The following is a 20,108-nucleotide window of genomic DNA, read 5'->3' on the forward strand; positions in this document are numbered from 1 at the left end:
GTGCTGCTGTTGTCCTCAGGATCGGAGCGTCAGCCCCGGCGGCCGATCGAGAGCACCGGGCCCGACGGGTCCGTGAAGAAGTCGTTGCCCTTGTCGTCGACGACGATGAACGCGGGGAAGTCCTCGACCTCGATCTTCCAGACCGCTTCCATGCCCAGTTCCGCGTACTCCAGGACGTCGACCTTCTTGATGCAGTCCTGCGCGAGCCGCGCCGCCGGGCCGCCGATCGAGCCGAGGTAGAAACCGCCGTGCGCCTTGCACGCGTCGGTCACCTGCTTCGAGCGGTTGCCCTTGGCGAGCATGACGAACGAACCGCCGGCCGCCTGGAACTGCTCGACGTACGCGTCCATCCGGCCCGCCGTGGTGGGGCCGAACGAGCCGGAGGCGAAGCCCTCGGGGGTCTTGGCCGGGCCCGCGTAGTAGACGGGGTGGTCGTGCAGGTACTGCGGCATGGACTCGCCCGCGTCCAGCCGCTCCTTGATCTTGGCGTGCGCGATGTCACGGGCCACGACGAGCGTGCCGGACAGCGACAGCCGGGTCTTGACCGGGTACTTGGACAGCTCGGCGCGGATGTCCGCCATCGGCCGGTTCAGATCGACGCGCACCACGTCGTCGTCCAGGTGCTCGTCCGTGGTCTCCGGGAGGAAGCGCGCCGGGTCGGTCTCCAGCTGCTCCAGGAAGACGCCCTCGGCGGTGATCTTCGCGACGGCCTGCCGGTCGGCCGAGCAGGACACCGCGATGGCGACGGGCAGCGACGCGCCGTGCCGGGGCAGCCGCACCACGCGTACGTCGTGGCAGAAGTACTTGCCGCCGAACTGCGCGCCGATGCCGATCTTCTGCGTCAGCTCGAAGACCTTCTCCTCCAGGCCCTTGTCCCGGAAGCCGTGCCCATCCGGCGAGCCCTCGCCCGGCAGCTCGTCCAGGTAGTGCGCGGAGGCGTACTTGGCGGTCTTCAGCGCGAACTCCGCGCTGGTGCCGCCGACCACGATCGCCAGATGGTACGGCGGGCAGGCCGCGGTACCGAGCGAGCGGATCTTCTCCTCCAGGAACTTCATCATGGAGGCCTCGTTGAGGACCGCCTTCGTCTCCTGGTAGAGGAACGACTTGTTGGCGCTGCCGCCGCCCTTCGCCATGAACAGGAACTTGTACGCGCCGCCGTCGGTCGCGTACAGCTCGATCTGGGCGGGCAGGTTCGAGCCGGTGTTCTTCTCGTCCCACATGGTCAGCGGGGCCATCTGCGAGTACCGCAGGTTGAGCTTGGTGTACGCGTCGTAGATGCCGTGCGACAGCGCCGCCTCGTCACCGCCGGAGGTCAGCACGTTCTGGCCGCGCTTGCCCATCACGATCGCCGTGCCGGTGTCCTGGCACATGGGCAGCACGCCGGCCGCCGCGATGTTCGCGTTCTTCAGCAGGTCCAGCGCGACGAAGCGGTCGTTCGGCGACGCCTCGGGGTCGTCGAGGATCCGCCGCAGCTGGGTGAGGTGGGCCGGCCGCAGGTAGTGCGAGATGTCGTGCATCGCCTCGGCGGCGAGCGTCCGCAGCGCCTCCGGCTCGACCTTGAGGAAGGTGCGCCCGTCCGCCTCGACGGTGCTCACACCCTCGGAGGTGATCAGCCGGTACGGCGTCGTGTCCTCGCCGAGCGGGAGGAGATCCGTATAGGAGAACTCGGGCATTTTGGGGGGCTTCCTCACTCGGCTGGTCATTCGGCGGCGTCGACGAACGCCCTCCAGCGTAGAGCCCGCCGGCCGTCCGATCGTTGTGAGGTAGGGCTCACCCGCACTAGTCGCGATCTATCGCGTTTGTGTACGGTGGGCGGGTGGATGAATCGCAGCTCCAGAAGAAGTCGCAGCAGCCGGTGCCGATGCACAAGCCGACCACCGAAGCGGAGCTGCGCGCGTCCGATGCCGACCGTGACCGCATTTCCGACATTCTCCGCGATGCGCTGGCCGAGGGCCGGTTGAGCGCGGAGGAGCACTCGGAACGCCTCGACCATGTCTATGCCGCCAAGACGCTGGGCGAGCTGGAACCGCTGGTGCGGGACCTGCCGGCGACCCGGGAGGGCGGGCCGCGGCCGCTCGCGCCGCTGGCCGATCCGTCGTCGCCCGTCGTGGCCGAGAATCTCGTCGCGGTCTTCGGCGGCGCCGCCCGCAAGGGGCGCTGGCTCGTCGGCCGGCGCACCAACGCCTTCGCCTGCTTCGGCGGTGTGGAGATCGATCTGACCGAGGCCGTCTTCCAGCATCAGCAGATCGTGATCCATGCCACCGCGATCTTCGGAGGCGTCGAAGTACGCGTCCCGGAGAACGTCACTCTGCGTGGCAGCGGGACCGGGATCTTCGGTGGTTTCGAGGTCAAGACGTACGAGGCCCCGGATCCGAACGCACCGGTCGTCATCGTCACCGGCACCGCCATCTTCGGTGGCGTCGAGGCGAAGGCGAAGCGCGGGAAGCGCCTCAAGGAATGGATCAACAAGCGCCTCGACGGGTAGGGATGGGGCGGTCGCACTCCCGCATCATGCCGCGCGTTCACGCCATGCATGGTGCGGGTTTACGCCCCGCGCAAGCTGGCTGGTTTTGGCCACTGGCCAGTGTTCATCAGGGGTGTTGTTCGGTGGTCCGGATCGGACGATCGCCAATGCGCGCCCCAGTCGGACAGATGTTCGACAAAAGGGCCCTGGTGGCGAACACGGTCCGCATGAACACGCGCACAGCGGGTAGGGCTTCGACCACGTCACTCGCCTGGTTCCTCCCCGTTGCGACCCCCTGGAACAGCACGCGTGGAGCTCACCCGCGGTGACGGGCAAGGGTGACAAACGCCGAGCCGTCGTCAGGAGTATCCCGTGCTTCAACCGATCGAGCCCGTCAAGGACACTGCCCTCCCGCCGAGTCACCCACGGGATCTGGCAGGCCCATGGCACTCGGAGGCGGCGTGCCGCAGTGATGAGGCGGGATTGTTCTTCGCCCCGTCCAAAGAGCCGACAGCGGCGCGGCTGTCCCGTGAGGAGAACGCTAAGCGGGTGTGCGCCCGCTGCCCGGTGATGCTGGAATGCCGGGAACACGCGCTGCGGCAGCCCGAACCGTACGGCGTGTGGGGTGGTCTGACCGCCGCCGAACGCCGGGTCGTCCTCGCCCGCAGGCGCCGCCGCGAGGCGGAACTGCCGCGGACGGACCGGATCGCCGCCGCAGGCTGAACGGACGAACGGGCCGGGTCCGCCGCGTCAGTCGGCGGGCCCCGGCCCGTACGTTTTCTCCGCCGCCCTCGCGCCTGCCCAGGGCGCTCAGCGGCGATTCAGCGGGTGCTTCGGCGCGTGCCGGGTGCCGGCCGCGCGCTCAAGCGGTTGCGCCGGTCTCAGCGCGCGCGGTCGAAGTCGATCGCGCTGTACGCGCGCAGCTTCGACAGCCGGTGCGTCGAGGAGATCTGCCGGATCGTGCCGGACTTGGAGCGCACCACCAGCGACTCGGTGGTGGCGGTCTCGGCGCGGTAGCGGACGCCCTGGAGCAGCTCGCCGTCCGTGATGCCGGTCGCGACGAAGAACACGTTGTCCCCGCTGACCAGGTCGTTGGTGTGCAGCACCCGGTCCAGGTCGTGGCCCGCGTCGAGCGCCCGCTGGCGCTCGGCGTCGTCCTTCGGCCACAGCCGGCCCTGGATCGTGCCGCCGAGGCACTTGATCGCACAGGCGGCGATGATGCCCTCCGGCGTGCCGCCGATGCCCATCAGCATGTCCACGCCGGTGCCGTCGCGCACGGCCATGATGGCGCCCGCGACATCGCCGTCCGCGATGAACTTGATGCGTGCGCCGGTCTCCCGGATCTCCTTGACCAGCCCGTCGTGGCGCGGCCGGTCGAGGATCATGACGGTGACGTCCTCGGGCGCGCTGTGCTTCGCCTTGGCGACCCGGCGGATGTTCACCGCCGCGGGCGCCATGATGTCGACGTAGTCGGCGGCCTCGGGGCCGGTGACCAGCTTGTCCATGTAGAAGACGGCCGACGGGTCGAACATCGTGCCGCGGTCGGCCACGGCGAGCACGGCCACCGCGTTGGACATGCCCTTGGCGGTGAGCGTCGTCCCGTCGACGGGGTCCACGGCGACGTCGCACTCCGCACCGGTGCCGTCGCCGATCCGCTCGCCGTTGTAGAGCATGGGGGCGTCGTCCTTCTCGCCCTCACCGATGACGACGACGCCGTTCATCGAGACGGTGGAGACGAGCGTCCGCATCGCCTTCACCGCGGCGCCGTCCGCGCCGTTCTTGTCACCACGGCCGACCCAGCGACCGGCGGCCATGGCGGCCGCCTCGGTCACCCGGACGAGTTCCAGGGCAAGGTTGCGATCAGGGGCCTCGGGACTCACTTCGAGCTGGGGCGGCAAATGCTGTTCGGTCATCACAGCGCACCTTTCTGTACGAGGACGGCCGGAAAAGAGGGTGCTGTGACCTTATCGGGTCATCGCGAATATGAGCAGGGCGCACGTCACATGAGCGGCGCCCCCCGCGGCCTGGGCGGCGTGTCCCGGGCCGGGGCCGCGCGGCGCGCCCTGGTGCCCCGGCGGCCGACCCCCGGGCCCGGGCGCCGCCCGGCATGGGGGACCATAGGTGCGTGGCAAACAAGCGTGGCAATCAGACGGTGCGGGACCTGGTCCTGTCGATGGTGGTGCTCGGCGTCGTCGTCGCGTTCATCTACATCTTCATCCCGCACGACACCAACGCGGACCCGGTCAAGCCGATCGGCTTCCAGACCGAGCTGAGCCAGGCGCGGCGCGACGCGCCCTTCCCGGTGGCCGCGCCCGAAGGGCTCGGCAAGGACTGGCGCCCGACGACGGTCACGTACGACGCCCAGGACGCCAAGGCAGTCGAATGGCACCTCGGCTTCGTCGACCCGCAGAACGAGTACGCGGCCGTGGAGCAGGGCAACGGCCCGGCGGCGAAGTTCATCGCGGACAAGAGCAAGCGCGCGGTGCGGGACGGGAACCGTACGGTCACCGTCGCCGGGGTGGCGTGGGACCGGTACAAGGGCCCGAAGTACAACGCGCTGGTGCGGGTGGAGAAGGGCGTCACCACGATGATCACCGGCACCGCCCCCGACGAGCAGCTCGCCGAGCTGGCGGCCGCGCTCAAGGCGTCCTGACGCACACGGCGCAGGGGGCTTGGCGCACGAATGGTTCCTGACGCACGAATGGTTCTTGACGCACGAACGCCGGGCGGCCCGTGACGGGCGCCCGGCGTTCGGGAGTGTGCGGCGGGATCAGACGGTCGTGACGACCTCGTCGTAGGCCAGACGGGGGCTGCGGGTCGGGAACCAGGAGTCGGTGCCGGGCTTGCCGATGTTCACCACGGCGAGGACCGAGTGGTCACCCTCGGGGAAGAACTCCTTGTCGATGCCCGCGGCGTCGAAGCCGGTCATCGGGCCGGCGGCCAGGCCGGCGGCGCGGATGCCCAGGATGAAGTAGCCGGCCTGCAGCGAACCGTTGAGGGTGGCGGCCTGCTCGCGCACGGAACGCTCGGAGAAGAAGAGGTCCTTCGCCTGCGGGAAGTGCGGGAACTGGGTCGGCAGCTCCTCGTGGAACTCGTTGTCCGCGGCGAGGATCGCGACCAGCGGGGCAGCGGAGGTCTTCGGCTGGTTGCCCTCGGCCATGTGCTTCACGAGGCGCTCGCGGCCCTCGGCGGAACGGACCAGGACGATGCGCAGCGGCTGCTGGTTGAACGCGGTCGGCGCGTACTTGACCAGGTCGTAGATCGCCTGGATCTGCTCGTCGGTCACCGGCTCGTCGGTGAAGGTGTTGGCCGTGCGGGCCTCACGGAAGAGCAGGTCCTGGGCGGAGGCGTCGAGTACGAGAGACATAAGAACCTCTTACGGAATCGTGGCATATTGCGCCGATCGGGCACGTCGCGAACACTCTCATCAACCTGTGTGAAAGTTCAACGATTCCTGGGTTCGAGGTGACGCTCGTCACATGAACGCCAAATCCACCGGTGCTCGACCGGTCAAGCGACCGCCCCGCCACGTCACTCCGCGGCGGACTCCTCGTCCGGCCCCTCGGCGAGCGCCGCGTCCAGCCGGGCCCGCGCGCCCTCCAGCCAGCGGCGGCACACCCGCGCGAGCTCCTCGCCGCGCTCCCAGAGCGCCAGCGACTCCTCCAGCGTCGAGCCGCCGGCCTCCAACCGCCGTACGACGTCGACGAGCTCGTCCCGCGCCTGCTCGTATCCCAGCGTGTCCTGTTCTGCCATGGTCACAGCCTAGGCGGGAGGTACGACAGCGCCGGTGACCTTCACCAGGAACGCACCGCCGGAGACCCGGGCGCGCAACTCCTCGTCCGCCGCCACCTCGTCGGGGCCGCGCACCACGGAACCGTCCTCGCGCTGCAGCACCGCGTAGCCGCGCTGCAGGGTCGCGGCGGGGGAGAGGGCCACCACCCGCGCCCGGGTGTGCTCCAGCTCGCCGTCGGCCCGGTCCAGCAGATGCCGCAGCGTCCGGCGGCTGCGGTCCAGCAGCGCGTCGACCTGCTCCTCGCGGTGCTCGACCATCGTGTGCGGCCGGGCCATGGACGGCCGGCTGAGCGCCGCGTCCAGACCGCGCTGCTCACGGTCCAGCAGGCCGGTCACGACGCGCAGTGCCCGCAGCCCCAGATGCTCCACCCGGGTCAGCTCCTCGCCCACGTCCGGGACCACCCGCTTCGCCGCGTCCGTCGGGGTCGACGCCCGCAGGTCCGCCACCAGGTCCAGCAGCGGCGAGTCCGGCTCGTGCCCGATCGCCGACACGACCGGGGTGACGCACGCGGCCACCGCCCGCACCAGCTGCTCGTCGGAGAACGGCAGCAGGTCCTCCACGCTGCCGCCGCCGCGCGCCACGATGATCACGTCGACCTCGGCATGCGCGTCCAGCTCGCGCACCGCCTCCACCACCCGGGGCACCGCCTGCGCGCCCTGCACCGGCACATTGCGCACCTCGAAGCGGACGGCGGGCCAGCGCAGCCGCGCGTTCTCCAGCACATCACGCTCCGCCGCCGAAGCGCGGCCGGTCACCAGCCCGATGCACTGCGGAAGGAAGGGCAGCGGGCGCTTGCGGTCCAGCGCGAACAGACCCTCCGCCGCCAGCGCCTTCTTCAGCTGCTCCAGGCGGGCCAGCAGCTCCCCGACGCCGACCGGCCGGATCTCCGTCGCCCGCAGCGACAGCTGCCCGCGCGGGCCGTACCACTCGGGTTTGGCGAACAGCACGACGCGGGCGCCCTCGCCGACCACGTCGGCGATCTGGTCGAACACCGCCCGGAAGCACGTCACGGAGATCGAGATGTCGTGCGACGGGTCGCGCAGCGTCAGGAACACCACGCCCGCGCCCGGCCGCCGCGACAGCTGGGTGATCTGCCCCTCCACCCAGACGGCGCCGAGCCGGTCCACCCACCCGCCGATCAGCCGTGACACTTCGCCGACGGGGATCGGCGTATCCGCCGACGTACTCAGAGCCATGTGCCGAGCGTATCGGCCGCCGCCGACAGCGGGATTTCCTTCCGGCCGCGGTGTGTACGGCGACACGAAGGTGACGGCTATCGCTGCGGCCCGGTCCGCTATCGCTCCGGCCCGGTCCGCCGCCGGGAGAGCTGGACGGCCAGCACGATCAGGCCGGCGGCCAGCCAGACGGCCCCGACGACCTGGGCGGAGCCCGCGGCCTCGACGATCACGGCGACGGTGATCGCGAGGCCGAGCAGCGGGACGACGATGTGGCGCAGCACGCTGGGCGGCCCCTCCCGGCGGCGGACGGCGAACCAGCCGACGACCGACAGGTGCAGCAGCGCGAAGGCGGTGAGCGCGCCGATGTCGACGACCGAGACGAGCCGGTCCAGTCCGTCGTCGCGGCGGGCCGCCCAGACCGCGGCGACCAGGGTGACGACCGCCGCGAACAGCAGCGCCCGCCGGGGCACCCCGCTGCCCGCGTCGACCTTGGACAGCGGTCCCGGCAGCCGCCGGTCGCGGGCCATCGCGAAGAGCAGCCGGCCCGCGGCCGCCTGCCCGGCGAGCGCCGCGAAGGCCGCACCGATGGCCTTGCTGACGGCGACGAGGTCGTGCAGCCAGCCGCCGACGGCCGCGTCCACGGTGTCGTAGAACGCGGACCCCTGCCCGGCCGGCTTCGCGGCCAGCTCGGCCGCGGACATCGGGGCGAGCAGCGCCGCCAGATACGTCTGCACGAGGAACAGCACACCCGCCATGACGAGGCAGAACAGCACGGCCCGCGCGACCTTCGCCGAGCCGCCCGCCGCCTCCTCGGCGAACGAGGCGATGGCGTCGAAGCCCAGATACGACAGCACCGCGACGGACACCGCGCCCAGCACCGCACCCAGGGAGAACGCGCCCTGGCCGGAGAAGGGCGAGGCCCAGCCGCGCTGCGCCCCGTCCGTGCCGAGCACCACGACCGCCGACACCACGAAGATCAGCAGCACCACGATCTCCAGGGCGAGCACGAGGAAGCCGACCGCCGCCGCGGCCCGCACCCCCCACAGGTTGAGCCCGGTCGTCACCACGACCGCGATCGTCGTCCACACCCACTGCGACACCGACGGCACCAGCGCGTGCATGGCGATCCCGGAGAACAGATAGGCCACCGCGGGGATCAGCAGATAGTCGAGCATCGCCATCCAGCCGGCGATGAAGCCGGGCCCCTCACCGAGCCCGGCCCGCGCGTACGCGAAGACCGAGCCGGCCTGCGGGACGACCCGCACCATCTGCGCGTAGCTGAACGCGGTGAACGCCATCGCGACCGTCGCGAACACATAGACCAGCGCGACCGCCCCGTGCGACTTGGCGTCCAGCGCGCCGAACACGCCGACGGGCGCCATCGGGGCGATGAAGAGCATCCCGTAAACGACGAGGTCACGGAAGCCGAGGCTGCGCCGCAGGGCGCCGTCGTCGGCCTGCGCCCTGCCGTCCGGGGGAGCGGGGATCGGTGCGCTCATGCCCCTCAGCTTGCGTGAATCGTGCCGCGCCCACGAACGGAGCGGAGCCGGGCGGACACGTCCCCCGGTGCCGCCGGGCGGCCTTCCTCGGACCGGTCGGCCGCCCCGTACCATGGCTGACATGACTGCTACGACTGCCCGACGCGTCCTGCTCGCAGCCCCCCGCGGATACTGCGCAGGCGTGGACCGCGCCGTGATCACCGTCGAGAAGGCACTGGAGCAGTACGGAGCGCCGATCTATGTGCGCAAAGAGATCGTGCACAACAAATACGTGGTCCAGACCCTGCAGAAGAAGGGCGCGATCTTCGTCGACGAGACGGAGGAGGTGCCCGAGAACGCCATCGTGATCTTCTCGGCGCACGGTGTCGCCCCCGTCGTCCACGAGGAGGCCGCGCAGCGCAGCCTGGCCTCGATCGACGCGACGTGCCCGCTGGTCACCAAGGTGCACAAGGAAGCCGTCCGGTTCGCGAACGAGGACTACGACATCCTGCTGATCGGCCATGAGGGCCATGAAGAGGTCGTCGGCACCATGGGTGAGGCCCCGGAGCGCATGACGCTTGTCGACGGCCCCGCCGACGTGGCGAACGTCGAGGTCCGCGACGAGAGCAAGGTCGTCTGGCTCTCCCAGACCACGCTCTCCGTCGACGAGACGATGGAGACCGTCGACGCCCTCAAGGAGCGCTTCCCCAACCTGATCAGCCCCCCGAGCGACGACATCTGCTACGCCACGCAGAACCGCCAGGTCGCGGTGAAGCAGATCGGCGCGGAGGCGGAGCTGGTCATCGTCGTCGGCTCCAAGAACTCGTCGAACTCTGTTCGGCTGGTCGAGGTCGCCCTGCAGGCCGGTTCCCGGGCCTCGTACCTGGTGGACTTCGCCGACGAGTGTGACGAGGCGTGGCTGGAGGGTGTGACCACGGTCGGCGTCACCTCGGGCGCCTCCGTCCCGGAGATCCTCGTCGAGGGCGTGCTGGACTGGCTGGCCGAGCGCGGCTTCGGCGATGTGGAGATCCTCCGGTCGGCGGAGGAGAGCATCGTTTTCTCGCTGCCGAAGGAATTGCGGCGTGACCTGCGTGCGGAGACCGCCCCCGGGGCATCTGCCCAGGGGTGAGCCGAACGGCTCACGTGCCGAGGGGTGAGCCGGACGGTTCACGCTTAGCGTGGAGGTCATGAACGTGTTCGGCGTGGACATCGGTGGCACAGGCATCAAGGGCGCTCCGGTCGATCTGGAGCGCGGCGATCTGGCGGAAGTGCGCTGCAAGGTGTCGACTCCGCACCCGGCCACACCGGACGCCGTGCTCGACGGCGTCCAGCAGGTCGTGGAGCATTTCGGCTGGTCGGGGCCGGTCGGGGTGACCTTCCCCGGGGTCGTGGTGGACGGGGTGACCCGGACCGCGGCCAACGTCGACTCCGACTGGATCGGCAAGGACGCCCGCGCCCTGATCTCGGAGCGGCTGGGCATGCCCGTGGCCGTCCTGAACGACGCGGACGCGGCCGGCATGGCCGAGATGACCTTCGGCGCCGGCCGGGGCCGCGGCGGGACGGTGATCCTGCTGACGCTGGGCACCGGCATCGGCAGCGCGGTCTTCGTCGACGGGCACCTGCTGCCCAACACCGAGCTGGGCCATCTGGAGCTGCACGGCCATGACGCGGAGAAGCGCGCGTCGGTCAAGGCCCGCGAGGACGACGACCTCAGCTGGGAGCACTGGGCGCACCGGCTGACGAAGTACCTCGCCCATGTGGAGATGCTGTTCTCGCCCGAGCTGTTCGTGATCGGCGGCGGGGTGAGCCGCAAGGCGGAGAAGTTCCTGCCGCTGATCGAGGGGATCAGCGCCGAGATCGTCCCTGCTGGTCTGCAGAACAACGCGGGGATCGTCGGAGCCGCCATGAACGCCGCAAAGCTCTGACGCCGACGATGCCGGCGGCCAGCAGCGTGCCGGTGTAGAGCCAGCCGGTCAGCAGGGCCAGACCGGTGAACATGCCCAGCAGATGGCCGACGAAGCCGCCTCCGTTGTCGTCACCGGTGAGCGCGATGGCGGTGGCGAACGCGATGGGGGCGGCGATCGGCGCCGCCACCAGGTCGTACGGCCGGACGTACAGCCCCGCCGTGACGCACACCGCGACGAACACCAGCCCGAAGAAGACCCCGGGCCCGTCGAAGAGCAGGGCGTCCAGCGCGCCGCCGGTCACCGTGACGACGACGGTCAGCAGCCCCGTCCCCAGCCCGGTGAGCTTCGGCTGGGCCTGCGGCAGCCGCACCACCCGGGCGAGCGCCGTGATCGTGGGTGCGAGCGAGGCCAGCGGCCGGCGCCGGGCCGACCGGTAGACCACCGAACCCCCCACCGTGCCCGTGGGGCGGGCCGGCCTGGGCAGCCGGGGCCTGCCCTGGGCGTCTCTGCTGCCGTTCCCGGTGCCGTTTCTGGTGCTGTTCCTGGTGCCGGTGCGCGCACTGTGTTGCTCCACCCACTCAAAGTAGGCGGACGACCCCGGGTATGCCCTGGCAGGACACGCCTTTGCCCGGTCCTTGGCCTTCTGTTCGACGGCGACGGGTCGGGCCCGCGCTCGCCCCGTAGACTGGTGGATCGGTCCCTGGACCACTCCACTCTCCTCGCTCCTCTCGTTACGGGAAGTCGCCACGTGTCGCTCACGATCGGAATCGTCGGTCTGCCGAATGTCGGCAAGTCGACCCTTTTCAACGCCCTGACCAAGAACGACGTGCTGGCGGCCAACTACCCGTTCGCCACCATCGAGCCGAACGTGGGCGTCGTCGGCGTCCCCGACCCGCGCCTCGCCCAGCTCGCCAAGATCTTCGGCTCGCAGAAGCTGCTCCCCGCCACGGTCGACTTCGTCGACATCGCGGGCATCGTGCGCGGCGCGAGCGAGGGTGAGGGCCTGGGCAACAAGTTCCTGGCGAACATCCGCGAGTCGGATGCGATCTGCCAGGTCATCCGGGCCTTCAAGGACGAGAACGTCGTACACGTCGACGGCAAGGTCTCGCCCAAGGACGACATCGAGACGATCAACACCGAGCTGATCCTCGCGGACATGCAGTCCGTCGAGAAGGCCGTCCCGCGCCTCACCAAGGAGGCCCGCCTCCAGAAGGAGAAGGCCGCCGTCCTGGCCGCGGTCCTGGACGCCCAGAAGATCCTCGAAGAGGGCCGCACCCTCTACTCCGCCGGCATCCACGCCGGCACCGAACAGGGCCGGCTCCTGCACGAGCTGCACCTGCTCACCGTCAAGCCCTTCCTCTACGTCTTCAACGTGGACGAGGACGAGCTGACCGACGAGGACTTCAAGAACGAGCAGCGCGCACTCGTCGCCCCCGCCGAGGCGATCTTCCTGAACGCCAAGATCGAGGCCGAGCTGATCGAGCTCGACGACGAGGAGGCCCTCGAGCTCCTCCAGTCCATGGGCCAGGAGGAGCCCGGCATGGCCGTCCTCGGCCGCGTCGGCTTCGACACCCTCGGCCTGCAGACCTACCTCACCGCCGGCCCCAAGGAAACCCGCGCCTGGACCATCAAGAAGGGCGCCACGGCCCCCGAGGCGGCCGGCGTGATCCACACCGACTTCCAGCGCGGCTTCATCAAGGCCGAGATCGTCTCCTTCGACGACCTCGTCGCCTGCGGCTCCATCCCGGAAGCCCGCGCCAAGGGCAAGGCCCGCATGGAGGGCAAGGACTACGTGATGCAGGACGGCGACGTGGTCGAGTTCCGCTTCAACGTCTAGCGGGTTCCATGGCGCGACGGTCTTGATCTGACAAAGAGTCAGGCTAGAAGGGGTCCACTCCTCCGGGGGTGGGCCCCTGGGCCTTCACCGTGCTGGACTGGTGCGGGATTTTTTGGCGCCCCGCCACCCCTCATTGCCTCTTCTGCGGATCCGCGCGACTGCCACGCCTTGTGGGGCCGTCCAGCCGAGGGCGGGGCCGGATTGCATCAGTGGCCGGCCCCTGCACGACCGGGGCCAGGAACCACTCGCCGAGCTGGTGTGCGGCGGGGCGGTCTCTGCCGACGGGTCGGCGGACCATCTGCTGGGATGGGTCACCCACGGAGGCGCTCGAACGCGAGGTCGAGGTCCCTGACGAAATCCTGCCATGAGGGAAGGTCTGCCACTGGCCCCTCCGGATCCAGGAGTTCGAGCATCCGCAACCGGTGCTGCGAGAAACGCTTCTGGAACTGGGCGAGGCGGCGCCCCTTGCATTCGCTTGCCCGTGCGAGCGAGTCCTTGAGGAGCTGTTTGGGGTCGGCGACCCTTTCCGCCGCGATGCTCTTGGGGAGATCAAGGCTGACGCGGCCACGCGGGTTCTCGGCGACCTGGCGCAGACATGCTTCGTCAAGAAGCAGCCAAGCCTCCAGCATGCGGACGGGCACCACGGCGACGTGCAGGAGGCCGGGCCACTCAGCGCAAACTGCCTTCTCGATCTCGTCTCTGCGGTCCTGGGCAGCGCCTCGGTCTGCATCCCGTTGCACCACCACTAGATCGTAGTCCCCGTGCAATTCGCGGGCTGCCCGCAGCTTTTCCGGAAGCGAGTGACCGGTCGGCAGCCGAAGGAGACCGAAGTCGGGGACGGTGACCGAGATGGCCAGCCCCTTGCGCACACCAATGGACTCGACGTGCGGTACGAGGCCGTTGTCGCTGCTGCCCTCGCCGATGAACAGAACACGAGTGGTCACGCGGCTCCCCAGTCCAACGTGAGCTGCGCTCCGACGGGTGTGGTGAGGTACGGCAGGATGTCGGCCTTCGTCACGAAGGCGCCGTCCGCATTCGCGGCCCGCCAGGTCTCGGCGAGCGGGCGTAGCCGCAGCGCCCGGTTCAGCGAGCCGTTCTCGGCCTTTTGCATCGCGGTATCGGCGAACAAAAGGTCTTCAGGCGCGATGAGTTGTACGACCCCGGGTGAGTGCGTGTTGATCAACACCTGCCGGAATGGATTGTCCGTTCCAGGCTCCTCTGATGGGTCGACTGCAAGGTCCTGGACAAGGGCGACCATAGCGTTGAGGTTTGCGGGGTGGATGCCGTTCTCGGGCTCCTCCATACAGATCAGACCACGCACAGACGAGTCTTCGAGCAGGACGCACAGGGCCAGGAAGCGCAGGGTGCCTTCGGAGAGACTGCGGGCGGGCAGCGTCATGCCGGCCACCTCGTGCACGTTGACCGTGAGGAGCTGTCTGACCTCGTCCTGATCGACGTCCAGCTCGCGGATATGAACACCGGTCAGGTCCGAGAGACGCCCCGCGACCCTGGCGTATACCTGGCTGGGATCTGTCCCGGGAGTGTCGTGGGCTACGCGGAAGAGCGTCGCGGGCAGGTGGGAGCCGTCGGCGCCCATCACCTGCGGGTCGGCATATCGGTCGGACCTGCGCAGAGCGGACGGTTCAAGGGCGAGCCGTCGCCAGGACTGCATCTCACGGCGAGCCGCGAGGATGGTTGGGTCGTCGCTGCTCGTGATGGTGGAGACGACGGTTGCGGGCGCCCGCGATGCCGCGGCCGGCTTGGGCTGCCCCCGGCTGCCACCGTCCTGATGGATCTTCACGATCGACTCGCCGGATTCGGTTGTCGTCGAGATGAAGGGGGCGCCACTGCGGTGGCCCTGGATGACGCTGTTGCGGAAGTGCTTCGCGCTGTGGGGGAAGAGAAGGTGCCGGGGGGCTGTGCCCTTGGTGATGTGGCTCAGCGTCTCATGGAGGAGGGTGAGACGGCCGAAACGGTCCAGGCCGGACGGCTCCTGGTAACCGACCTCCAGCTCGTATCGCAGAAAGGTGGTCGTGGCCTTGGCCGCCCGGCCGAAATCGTCCTGCGTGTGGAGCGGGACGATCATCTCGGCGGCGAACCGCATCCGGTGATGGCCAGGTTCGAAGCCCTTCCAGAAAAGGTCGCGGGGGTCACCCTGACGCTCACCGTGTACGCCCCGAACCTCTTGGGCCGCCTCCATCATCGACTGGTCGGCGAGCAAGGAGAGAAACTGAATGGCGTCGAACACGTTCGACTTGCCGGTGCCGTTTTCCCCTGCAATGCAGGTGAAAGGGCCGAAGTCGACGGACAGGTCCAGGAGGTTCTTGAACCCGTGGACTTCAATGCGGGTCAGCATGTGGTCTCCGGAAGCTCGCTGGGCGGATCCCGCCAAGCGTACTGGCGAGGCAGATCGCCATCTCGCCTATACATCAGGTGGCCCCATGCTCGGCTATGGCCCACTCCGCTCCGTTTTCCCGGCGAGCCAGTCCGTGACTCGCAGTGCTGTCGTCGCGGCGATCTACGGCGAAACGCTCCCGGGAGGTCCTGATGAGTCGATTCGACCGAGAGCCGAGATCGTCCTGCAGAGGGCGTAGGAACTGACTTCGGCTCGCCTACCTCCAGCTTCAGGACGAGCCTGCCCCCCCGTCTCAGCGACAAGCGTGTCATCAGCTGCGTCTGCGGGTGGGGCTGGCGTTGGCGGTGTTGCAGACCCTTCTGGTGTGGCCGGTCTCGGCAAGGACAGCGAGAGCGGCGGAGCTGTCCAGGTTCTCGACGATCTTGCGTTGCAGCCAGTCCGATGAGTCGGTCAGCGCATCGGGTACCACGGCTGAGTCAGGGCGACGGTCCTGAATGGCGACCACTCGTGGAGCCGCTTCAACAGGAAGGGGTGTGGGTCGCCCGGCGGGCCCTGCGGCGGGCCGTCGTGACCACCGAACAGGTCGAATGACCACACGCCGCCAGGGCGCCGTCAGGACGTGAGGGGCGCGGGGGTCGGGGGCGGGGTGGTGGGTGCGGTGGTGGTCGGGGTGGGGGTCGGGGTCGGTGATGTCGACGTGGAGTGTGTCGGGGTCGGGGACGGGGAGTGGGTCGTCGTCGAGGAGTGCGGCGACGGGGTCGACGAATGCGTGGACGTCGGAGGCGTGGAGGGGATGCTGCCCGGGCGCTCCGTCACGGTGTCCGTGGCGCCCGTGTCGCCCCTCGGGCGCTTGAACCACTGGTCCGACTGCGCGTCGTAGAGGACGAAGACGTCCACGTCCTTCTTCGCGTCCTGCACGGTCACCACCTTGGCCGGGTCGTAGGACGGCCAGGCCTGTCCGGTCGTCTTCGCGGACTGCGAGGACGCCGCAGGCGACTGGAGCGGGTTGCCGCAGGCGCAGCGCACGCGCGGCTCTCCGTGGTCACCGACCAGGACGGCGGTGCCGGCCTGCAGCACCGACTGGAAGGCGGTGGCCTTGCCGTCCTTGAAGCCGTGATTGGTGACGCTGGTGTCCGTGCGCAGCTGTACGGGCGTCAGGGAGCGCAGATAGGCGGGGATTTCGGACGGCTCGATGCCTTCGACGCCGGCGAAGGCCTTGGCCTTCGCCGCGTCGCCCGTCAGGAGGTCGATCTGCCGCTCGACGTCACAGCTCGACACCTTGAGCGTGCCGCCGTACAGGCCGGGCGTCGAGCCCTCCGCGGTGCCGGCGCCGTCCGTACCGCTGGAGAGCAGGCTGGGCATCGGGCTCGCGGTGGCGGGCTCTGAGGAGTCCTTCGCCGTGGACTGGGTGAAGGGGTCGGTGCCCGCGGCCGCTGCCGGCTGGAGCGACAGGGTCGTGCCCGTGCTGTCGGAACCGCTCGTGTCGGACTTCTTGTCCGGACGGGTGAGGAAGACGACCAGGGCCACGGCCGCGACCAGGACGACGGCGAGGAGGGCGACCCGGGGCGCGGACCGCCACCAGGGCCGGTGGTCACCCGGCCCCCCGCTCCCGTCCCCGCCGCCTCCGCCGCCCCGGCCGCCGCTTCCGTCCTCGGGGCCGCCCGGCGAGCCGCCCTGCCCCGAGGGGGCGGGCTGCTGCCGGGGCATGGCCTGCGTCGGGTCCGACGGGCGCGGCGCGGCGAGCGGGCCGGACGGCGGGCCGGTCGGGTGGCTGTCGGGGGGCGGTGCAGATGTCACGAGTCCCTCTTCCGGCGCGCGGATCGTCCGCCGCAGTGAGAAATTTGCCCGGTAATCATCAGTTTTGGGTCCATTGTGTGATCCGGTGCACTGTCGCCCGCAAGTTCTGCATCCGGTTCTGCATCCAGTCCTGCGCCCGGTTCTGCATCACCTCCGTTCCCGGTTCCGCATCGCCTTCGTTCCCGGCAGGAGACAGCGTGAGTCAGCCGCGCAGCCCCGTTCCCAGTGCTCTTCGGGCCTGGGGGGAGGCCCTCGCCACCGCCGTGGCGGGGACCGCCACCATGCTCGTCGTGGCCGCGCTCGGCCTGTGGGCGGCGGGCGCGGGCGACCTTCCCGGCGGCGGATTCCCCCAAGTGGCCGCAGCCGTGGTCGTCATGGCGGTCGGCGGTTCTGTCGACCTGACGGGTGGTGCCGGGTTCCTGGCCCAGACGGACGCCGCCATCGACGTCATTCCGCTGTCGGTGACACTGGCCGGCTCCCTCGTGACCGCCGTCGTCTTCCTGCTCCCGCTGCGCGCGAGGGCGGTGACCGACGTCGGAGAGCTGCTCGGCCGCGTCGCCCGTACGGCCGTGCTCTGGCTGCTGCTGCTCCTGCTGCTCGCCCTCGCGGCCCGCCACAGCTTCAGCATCCCGGTGGGCGACGGCATCGAGCAGGACCTCGGCGAGGCGCTCGGCGCGACGCCACAGGTCGGATTCCGCGCGGACGTCCCCCCGACCCTCGGATTCGGCCTCCTCTGGGTGCTGGCCGTGCTCGCGCTCGCCTTCCTCATCTCCCGGAAGGCACCGCTGCCCTCCCGGCTGCTGCCCTTCCAGAACTCCGTACGGCCGCCGGCCTTCGCGATGCTGCTCGTGCTGCTCGGCTATGTGGTGATCGGCCTGATCGCCGGGGTGGTCACCCTGATCACCCGGGGCCATCCGGCTGAGACCGCCGCCGTCCTGCTCCTCGGCCTGCCGAACCTGGTCTGGATCGCGCTGGGCCTCGGCATGGGCGGAACGTGGGAGGGGCACGTGGACCAGGCCATCGGGCTGCCCATGCCGCACGTGCTCGACCAGGTGCTCCGCAGCAAGGGTGTGGACCGGACCCTCGACATGAGCTCGCTCGCGCAGTACGACGGCCGGGCCTGGCTCCTGGTGGCCGTGGCCGCCGTGGCGCTGCTCGGCGCCGCGTTCGTCGCGGCGGTACGTTCCCCGGTCCGGACGCCGGCGTGGCGGCACGCCGTGGACATGGCCGTGGCCTCGGCCGTCGCCCTGCTCCTCGTCGGACTGACCACCCGGATCTCCGCACGCTACGGGCTCTCCCTGATCGGCATCGGAGACCTCGGCGGCGGTCTGGGCGGGGAGGTCTCCCTGGAACCGCACCTCTTCCTGCTGGTGGTCCTGGCGGCGCTCTGGGGGCTGGTCACCGGGTTCCTCGGCAGCCTGCTGGCCCGGCACGTACGCCATCTGCCGGGCGACGTCCGAGACGCGAAGGCGGACTGAGACGGGCAGAGCGGCAGACGGGCAGACGGGCTGACGGGCAGGGGGCGGTGAGCCGCGAGCCGTGAACGTCAGCCCGGCCGGGCCGGGAACACCGGTGCGGCCCAGCCCGGTGGTGGCGGGGGAGCCGCGGTCCGCTGCCGCTGCGCGTCCGCTCCCGTAGCCGCGTTCACCCGGGTGGCGGCACGCTCCGCCGGCGGACTCCCCGCCATCCCCGGCCGGCCGCTCCGGCCGGCGGTCCGCAGCGCCGTGACGAACCCCCGGCAGGTCTCGTAACGGTTATCGGGAGCCTTGGCCAGGGCCTTGCCCAGCACCGCGTCGACAGCCCGCGGCAGTCCGGGGCGCAGCTCGGACAGGCCCGGCGGCGAGTCGTACTGGTGCGCCCAGAGCAGGGCCATGTCGTCGTCGCGGCGGAACGGCGGCGCCCCGGCCAGCATCTCGAAGACGACGCAGCCCAGGCTGTAGACGTCGCACCGGCCGTCCACCGGCCGGCCCGAGATCTGCTCGGGCGCCACGTAGTCCAGCGTGCCGACGAACTGCCCGACGCTGGTGAAGCCGGTCAGCGACAGTGACTTCTTCGTCAGGCCGAAGTCCGTCAGATAGGCGTGCTCGGGACGGTCGCTGTCGGTGCCTTCGGCCAACAGGATGTTGCCGGGCTTGACGTCCCGGTGCACGAGGTCGTGGGCGTGCGCGGCGTCCAGCGCCGAGGCCACTTGCAGGGCCACCCGGCAGGTGGCTTCGAGGGACATCGTCCCTTCGCGGTCGAGCAGCGCCCGCAGGTCGCTGCCCTCGACGTACCGCATGGCGATGTAGAGCACTCCGTCCGTCTCGCCGGCCTCGAAGATCGGCACGATGTGCGGATGGTCGATGGCCGCGGCCACCCGCGACTCATGGGCGAACCGCTTGCGGAAGTTGTCGTTGCGGGCGAGTTCGGGCGCCAGCACCTTCACGGCCACGGTCCGGCCGAGCCGCAGGTCCCGCGCCCGGTAGACGACCGCCATGCCGCCCCGGCCGATCTCGTCCTCCAGCTGGTACTCCGCGATCCGGTGGCCGCGCAGTCCGGAGTCGGGCGAGGGGTCCCGGCTGGTCACCGCGGCTCACCGAACCGCGTCGGCGGATGGTCGGCCGACGGGACGACGCGGGTCTTGTCGGCGGGCGGGAGCTCCTCCGAGGCCGGCGGCTCGTCGACGAACCTCGTCTTCTCGGCGACCCGGGTCTCGTCGGCGCCGACGTCCGACTCCTCGGAAGGATCGACCGCGGCCACGCCACCACCGTCGTCACCCCCAACCGACGGCCGTTGCGAGGCGGCGAACGTCCGCAGCGACACCCCGTCGCAGTAGCACCACCGCTCGTGCCGCGCGTCGTAGAGCCAGACCGCCTCGCCGTCCACGACCACACCGGACCGCATGCCCCGCGTGCGTTCCCGGAACTCCTCGCCGTCCAGCTGTCCGGCGGCCAGTTCCTCGACCAGCCGCCGGTAGCGGCCCACCTCGGCCTCGACGGTCGCCAGCAGCGGCCGGGGATCGGCGGTCCTGGCGGACGGCTGCCCGGCGGCGGGCGGTCCGTGCGGGACGGACAGCAGCAGCCGGCCGTCCACCCACGCCGACCACCCGTTGGAGCACAGCGCCAGCGCCCAGTCCCCCCGGCGGTCGACGACCTGGACGGGCAGCAGCGGGTCCAGCGGCCCGCTCGGCTGCGTCGCGTCCGGTGCCGACCAGGTCATCAGGCCTTCCGGCGGGACGACATGAGTGGGGAGGAAGTCGGGAGCGACAGTCACGGGCAGCTCCTCCATGCACAGGCGGGGGGTGGGGATGGGGGCGGAT

The 20,108-nt window shown here is 70.3% G+C and carries 20 protein-coding genes; 7 read left to right on the forward strand and 13 right to left on the reverse strand.

Features of this window, described 5'->3' with window-relative positions:
• Positions 1-29: 29 nt before the first annotated feature.
• On the reverse strand, positions 30-1,673 hold the full coding sequence (locus tag LNW72_RS25520; protein WP_250977502.1) for a fumarate hydratase: 1,644 nt from the start codon (positions 1,671-1,673) through the stop codon (positions 30-32).
• A gap of 188 nt (positions 1,674-1,861) precedes the next feature.
• Between LNW72_RS25520 and LNW72_RS25525 the strand changes: the two genes are divergently transcribed.
• Together LNW72_RS25525 and LNW72_RS25530 are read left to right on the forward strand one after the other, a co-directional pair.
• A complete protein-coding gene (locus LNW72_RS25525) occupies positions 1,862-2,485 on the forward strand; it encodes a DUF1707 domain-containing protein (protein WP_164295396.1) in 624 nt (207 codons plus the stop codon).
• Between the two features lie 351 nt (positions 2,486-2,836).
• Complete coding sequence (locus LNW72_RS25530; RefSeq protein ID WP_138358599.1) at positions 2,837-3,187, forward strand: WhiB family transcriptional regulator; 351 nt, start codon at positions 2,837-2,839, stop codon at positions 3,185-3,187.
• A 158-nt stretch (positions 3,188-3,345) separates the two neighbouring features.
• On the opposite strand, the gene glpX is transcribed toward LNW72_RS25530, so the two are convergent.
• The gene (gene glpX / locus LNW72_RS25535) at positions 3,346-4,377 is read right to left on the reverse strand and encodes a class II fructose-bisphosphatase (RefSeq protein WP_250977503.1); all 1,032 of its coding nucleotides are present in this window, start codon (positions 4,375-4,377) and stop codon (positions 3,346-3,348) included.
• Positions 4,378-4,589: 212 nt separating this feature from the next.
• Between glpX and LNW72_RS25540 the strand changes: the two genes are divergently transcribed.
• Positions 4,590-5,117 (forward strand): DUF4245 domain-containing protein, encoded by a 528-nt coding sequence (locus LNW72_RS25540; RefSeq protein WP_250977504.1) that lies wholly within the window; start codon positions 4,590-4,592, stop codon positions 5,115-5,117.
• 117 nt (positions 5,118-5,234) lie between these two features.
• On the opposite strand, the gene LNW72_RS25545 is transcribed toward LNW72_RS25540, so the two are convergent.
• The 4 genes from LNW72_RS25545 to LNW72_RS25560 all read right to left on the reverse strand — a co-directional run bounded on the left by LNW72_RS25545 (position 5,235) and on the right by LNW72_RS25560 (position 8,934).
• The gene (locus LNW72_RS25545; protein WP_250977505.1) at positions 5,235-5,831 is read right to left on the reverse strand and encodes a malonic semialdehyde reductase; all 597 of its coding nucleotides are present in this window, start codon (positions 5,829-5,831) and stop codon (positions 5,235-5,237) included.
• A 164-nt stretch (positions 5,832-5,995) separates the two neighbouring features.
• Entirely contained in the window at positions 5,996-6,217 is a 222-nt protein-coding gene (locus LNW72_RS25550) for an exodeoxyribonuclease VII small subunit (RefSeq protein ID WP_250977506.1), read from the reverse strand.
• A gap of 9 nt (positions 6,218-6,226) precedes the next feature.
• On the reverse strand, positions 6,227-7,453 hold the full coding sequence (gene xseA, locus LNW72_RS25555; protein WP_250977507.1) for an exodeoxyribonuclease VII large subunit: 1,227 nt from the start codon (positions 7,451-7,453) through the stop codon (positions 6,227-6,229).
• A gap of 98 nt (positions 7,454-7,551) precedes the next feature.
• Positions 7,552-8,934, reverse strand: a complete 1,383-nt coding sequence (locus LNW72_RS25560) for an APC family permease (RefSeq protein ID WP_250977508.1) — start codon at positions 8,932-8,934, stop codon at positions 7,552-7,554.
• Positions 8,935-9,046: 112 nt separating this feature from the next.
• Here LNW72_RS25560 and LNW72_RS25565 point away from each other — a divergent pair, with 112 nt between their 5' ends.
• Both LNW72_RS25565 and ppgK read left to right on the forward strand, forming a co-directional pair.
• Positions 9,047-10,042, forward strand: a complete 996-nt coding sequence (locus LNW72_RS25565; protein WP_250977509.1) for a 4-hydroxy-3-methylbut-2-enyl diphosphate reductase — start codon at positions 9,047-9,049, stop codon at positions 10,040-10,042.
• A gap of 58 nt (positions 10,043-10,100) precedes the next feature.
• Positions 10,101-10,838 (forward strand): polyphosphate--glucose phosphotransferase, encoded by a 738-nt coding sequence (gene ppgK, locus LNW72_RS25570; protein ID WP_250977510.1) that lies wholly within the window; start codon positions 10,101-10,103, stop codon positions 10,836-10,838.
• Here ppgK and LNW72_RS25575 read toward each other — a convergent pair.
• Positions 10,759-11,394: a DUF6542 domain-containing protein gene (locus tag LNW72_RS25575; RefSeq protein WP_250977511.1), complete on the reverse strand. Its 636-nt coding sequence runs from the start codon at positions 11,392-11,394 to the stop codon at positions 10,759-10,761. The two genes, ppgK and LNW72_RS25575, sit on opposite strands and share 80 nt — an antisense overlap.
• Before the next feature lie 174 nt (positions 11,395-11,568).
• On the opposite strand from LNW72_RS25575, the gene ychF reads away from it, so the two are divergent.
• On the forward strand, positions 11,569-12,657 hold the full coding sequence (gene ychF / locus LNW72_RS25580) for a redox-regulated ATPase YchF (protein ID WP_250977512.1): 1,089 nt from the start codon (positions 11,569-11,571) through the stop codon (positions 12,655-12,657).
• A 311-nt stretch (positions 12,658-12,968) separates the two neighbouring features.
• Here the strand turns inward: ychF and LNW72_RS25585 are convergent, their stop codons facing one another.
• From LNW72_RS25585 to LNW72_RS25600, 4 genes are all read right to left on the reverse strand, one after another.
• Entirely contained in the window at positions 12,969-13,601 is a 633-nt protein-coding gene (locus LNW72_RS25585) for a DUF4276 family protein (RefSeq protein ID WP_250977513.1), read from the reverse strand.
• Positions 13,598-15,013, reverse strand: coding sequence for an AAA family ATPase (locus tag LNW72_RS25590; protein WP_250977514.1), 1,416 nt, complete (start codon positions 15,011-15,013; stop codon positions 13,598-13,600). The genes LNW72_RS25585 and LNW72_RS25590 overlap by 4 nt, the downstream gene beginning before the upstream one ends.
• 310 nt (positions 15,014-15,323) lie before the next feature.
• A complete protein-coding gene (locus LNW72_RS25595) occupies positions 15,324-15,482 on the reverse strand; it encodes a hypothetical protein (RefSeq protein WP_250977515.1) in 159 nt (52 codons plus the stop codon).
• 143 nt (positions 15,483-15,625) lie between these two features.
• Complete coding sequence (locus LNW72_RS25600) at positions 15,626-16,810, reverse strand: DUF6777 domain-containing protein (protein ID WP_250977516.1); 1,185 nt, start codon at positions 16,808-16,810, stop codon at positions 15,626-15,628.
• A gap of 197 nt (positions 16,811-17,007) precedes the next feature.
• Here LNW72_RS25600 and LNW72_RS25605 point away from each other — a divergent pair, with 197 nt between their 5' ends.
• Positions 17,008-18,288: a streptophobe family protein gene (locus LNW72_RS25605; protein WP_250977517.1), complete on the forward strand. Its 1,281-nt coding sequence runs from the start codon at positions 17,008-17,010 to the stop codon at positions 18,286-18,288.
• A gap of 68 nt (positions 18,289-18,356) precedes the next feature.
• On the opposite strand, the gene LNW72_RS25610 is transcribed toward LNW72_RS25605, so the two are convergent.
• Positions 18,357-19,376: a serine/threonine-protein kinase gene (locus LNW72_RS25610; protein WP_250977518.1), complete on the reverse strand. Its 1,020-nt coding sequence runs from the start codon at positions 19,374-19,376 to the stop codon at positions 18,357-18,359.
• Positions 19,373-20,062, reverse strand: coding sequence for a hypothetical protein (locus LNW72_RS25615; RefSeq protein ID WP_374117321.1), 690 nt, complete (start codon positions 20,060-20,062; stop codon positions 19,373-19,375). Before LNW72_RS25615 ends, LNW72_RS25610 begins: the two co-directional genes overlap by 4 nt.
• Positions 20,063-20,108 lie beyond the last annotated feature (46 nt).

The sequence above is a fragment of the Streptomyces sp. RKAG293 genome (assembly GCF_023701745.1).
GTDB lineage: Bacteria > Actinomycetota > Actinomycetes > Streptomycetales > Streptomycetaceae > Actinacidiphila.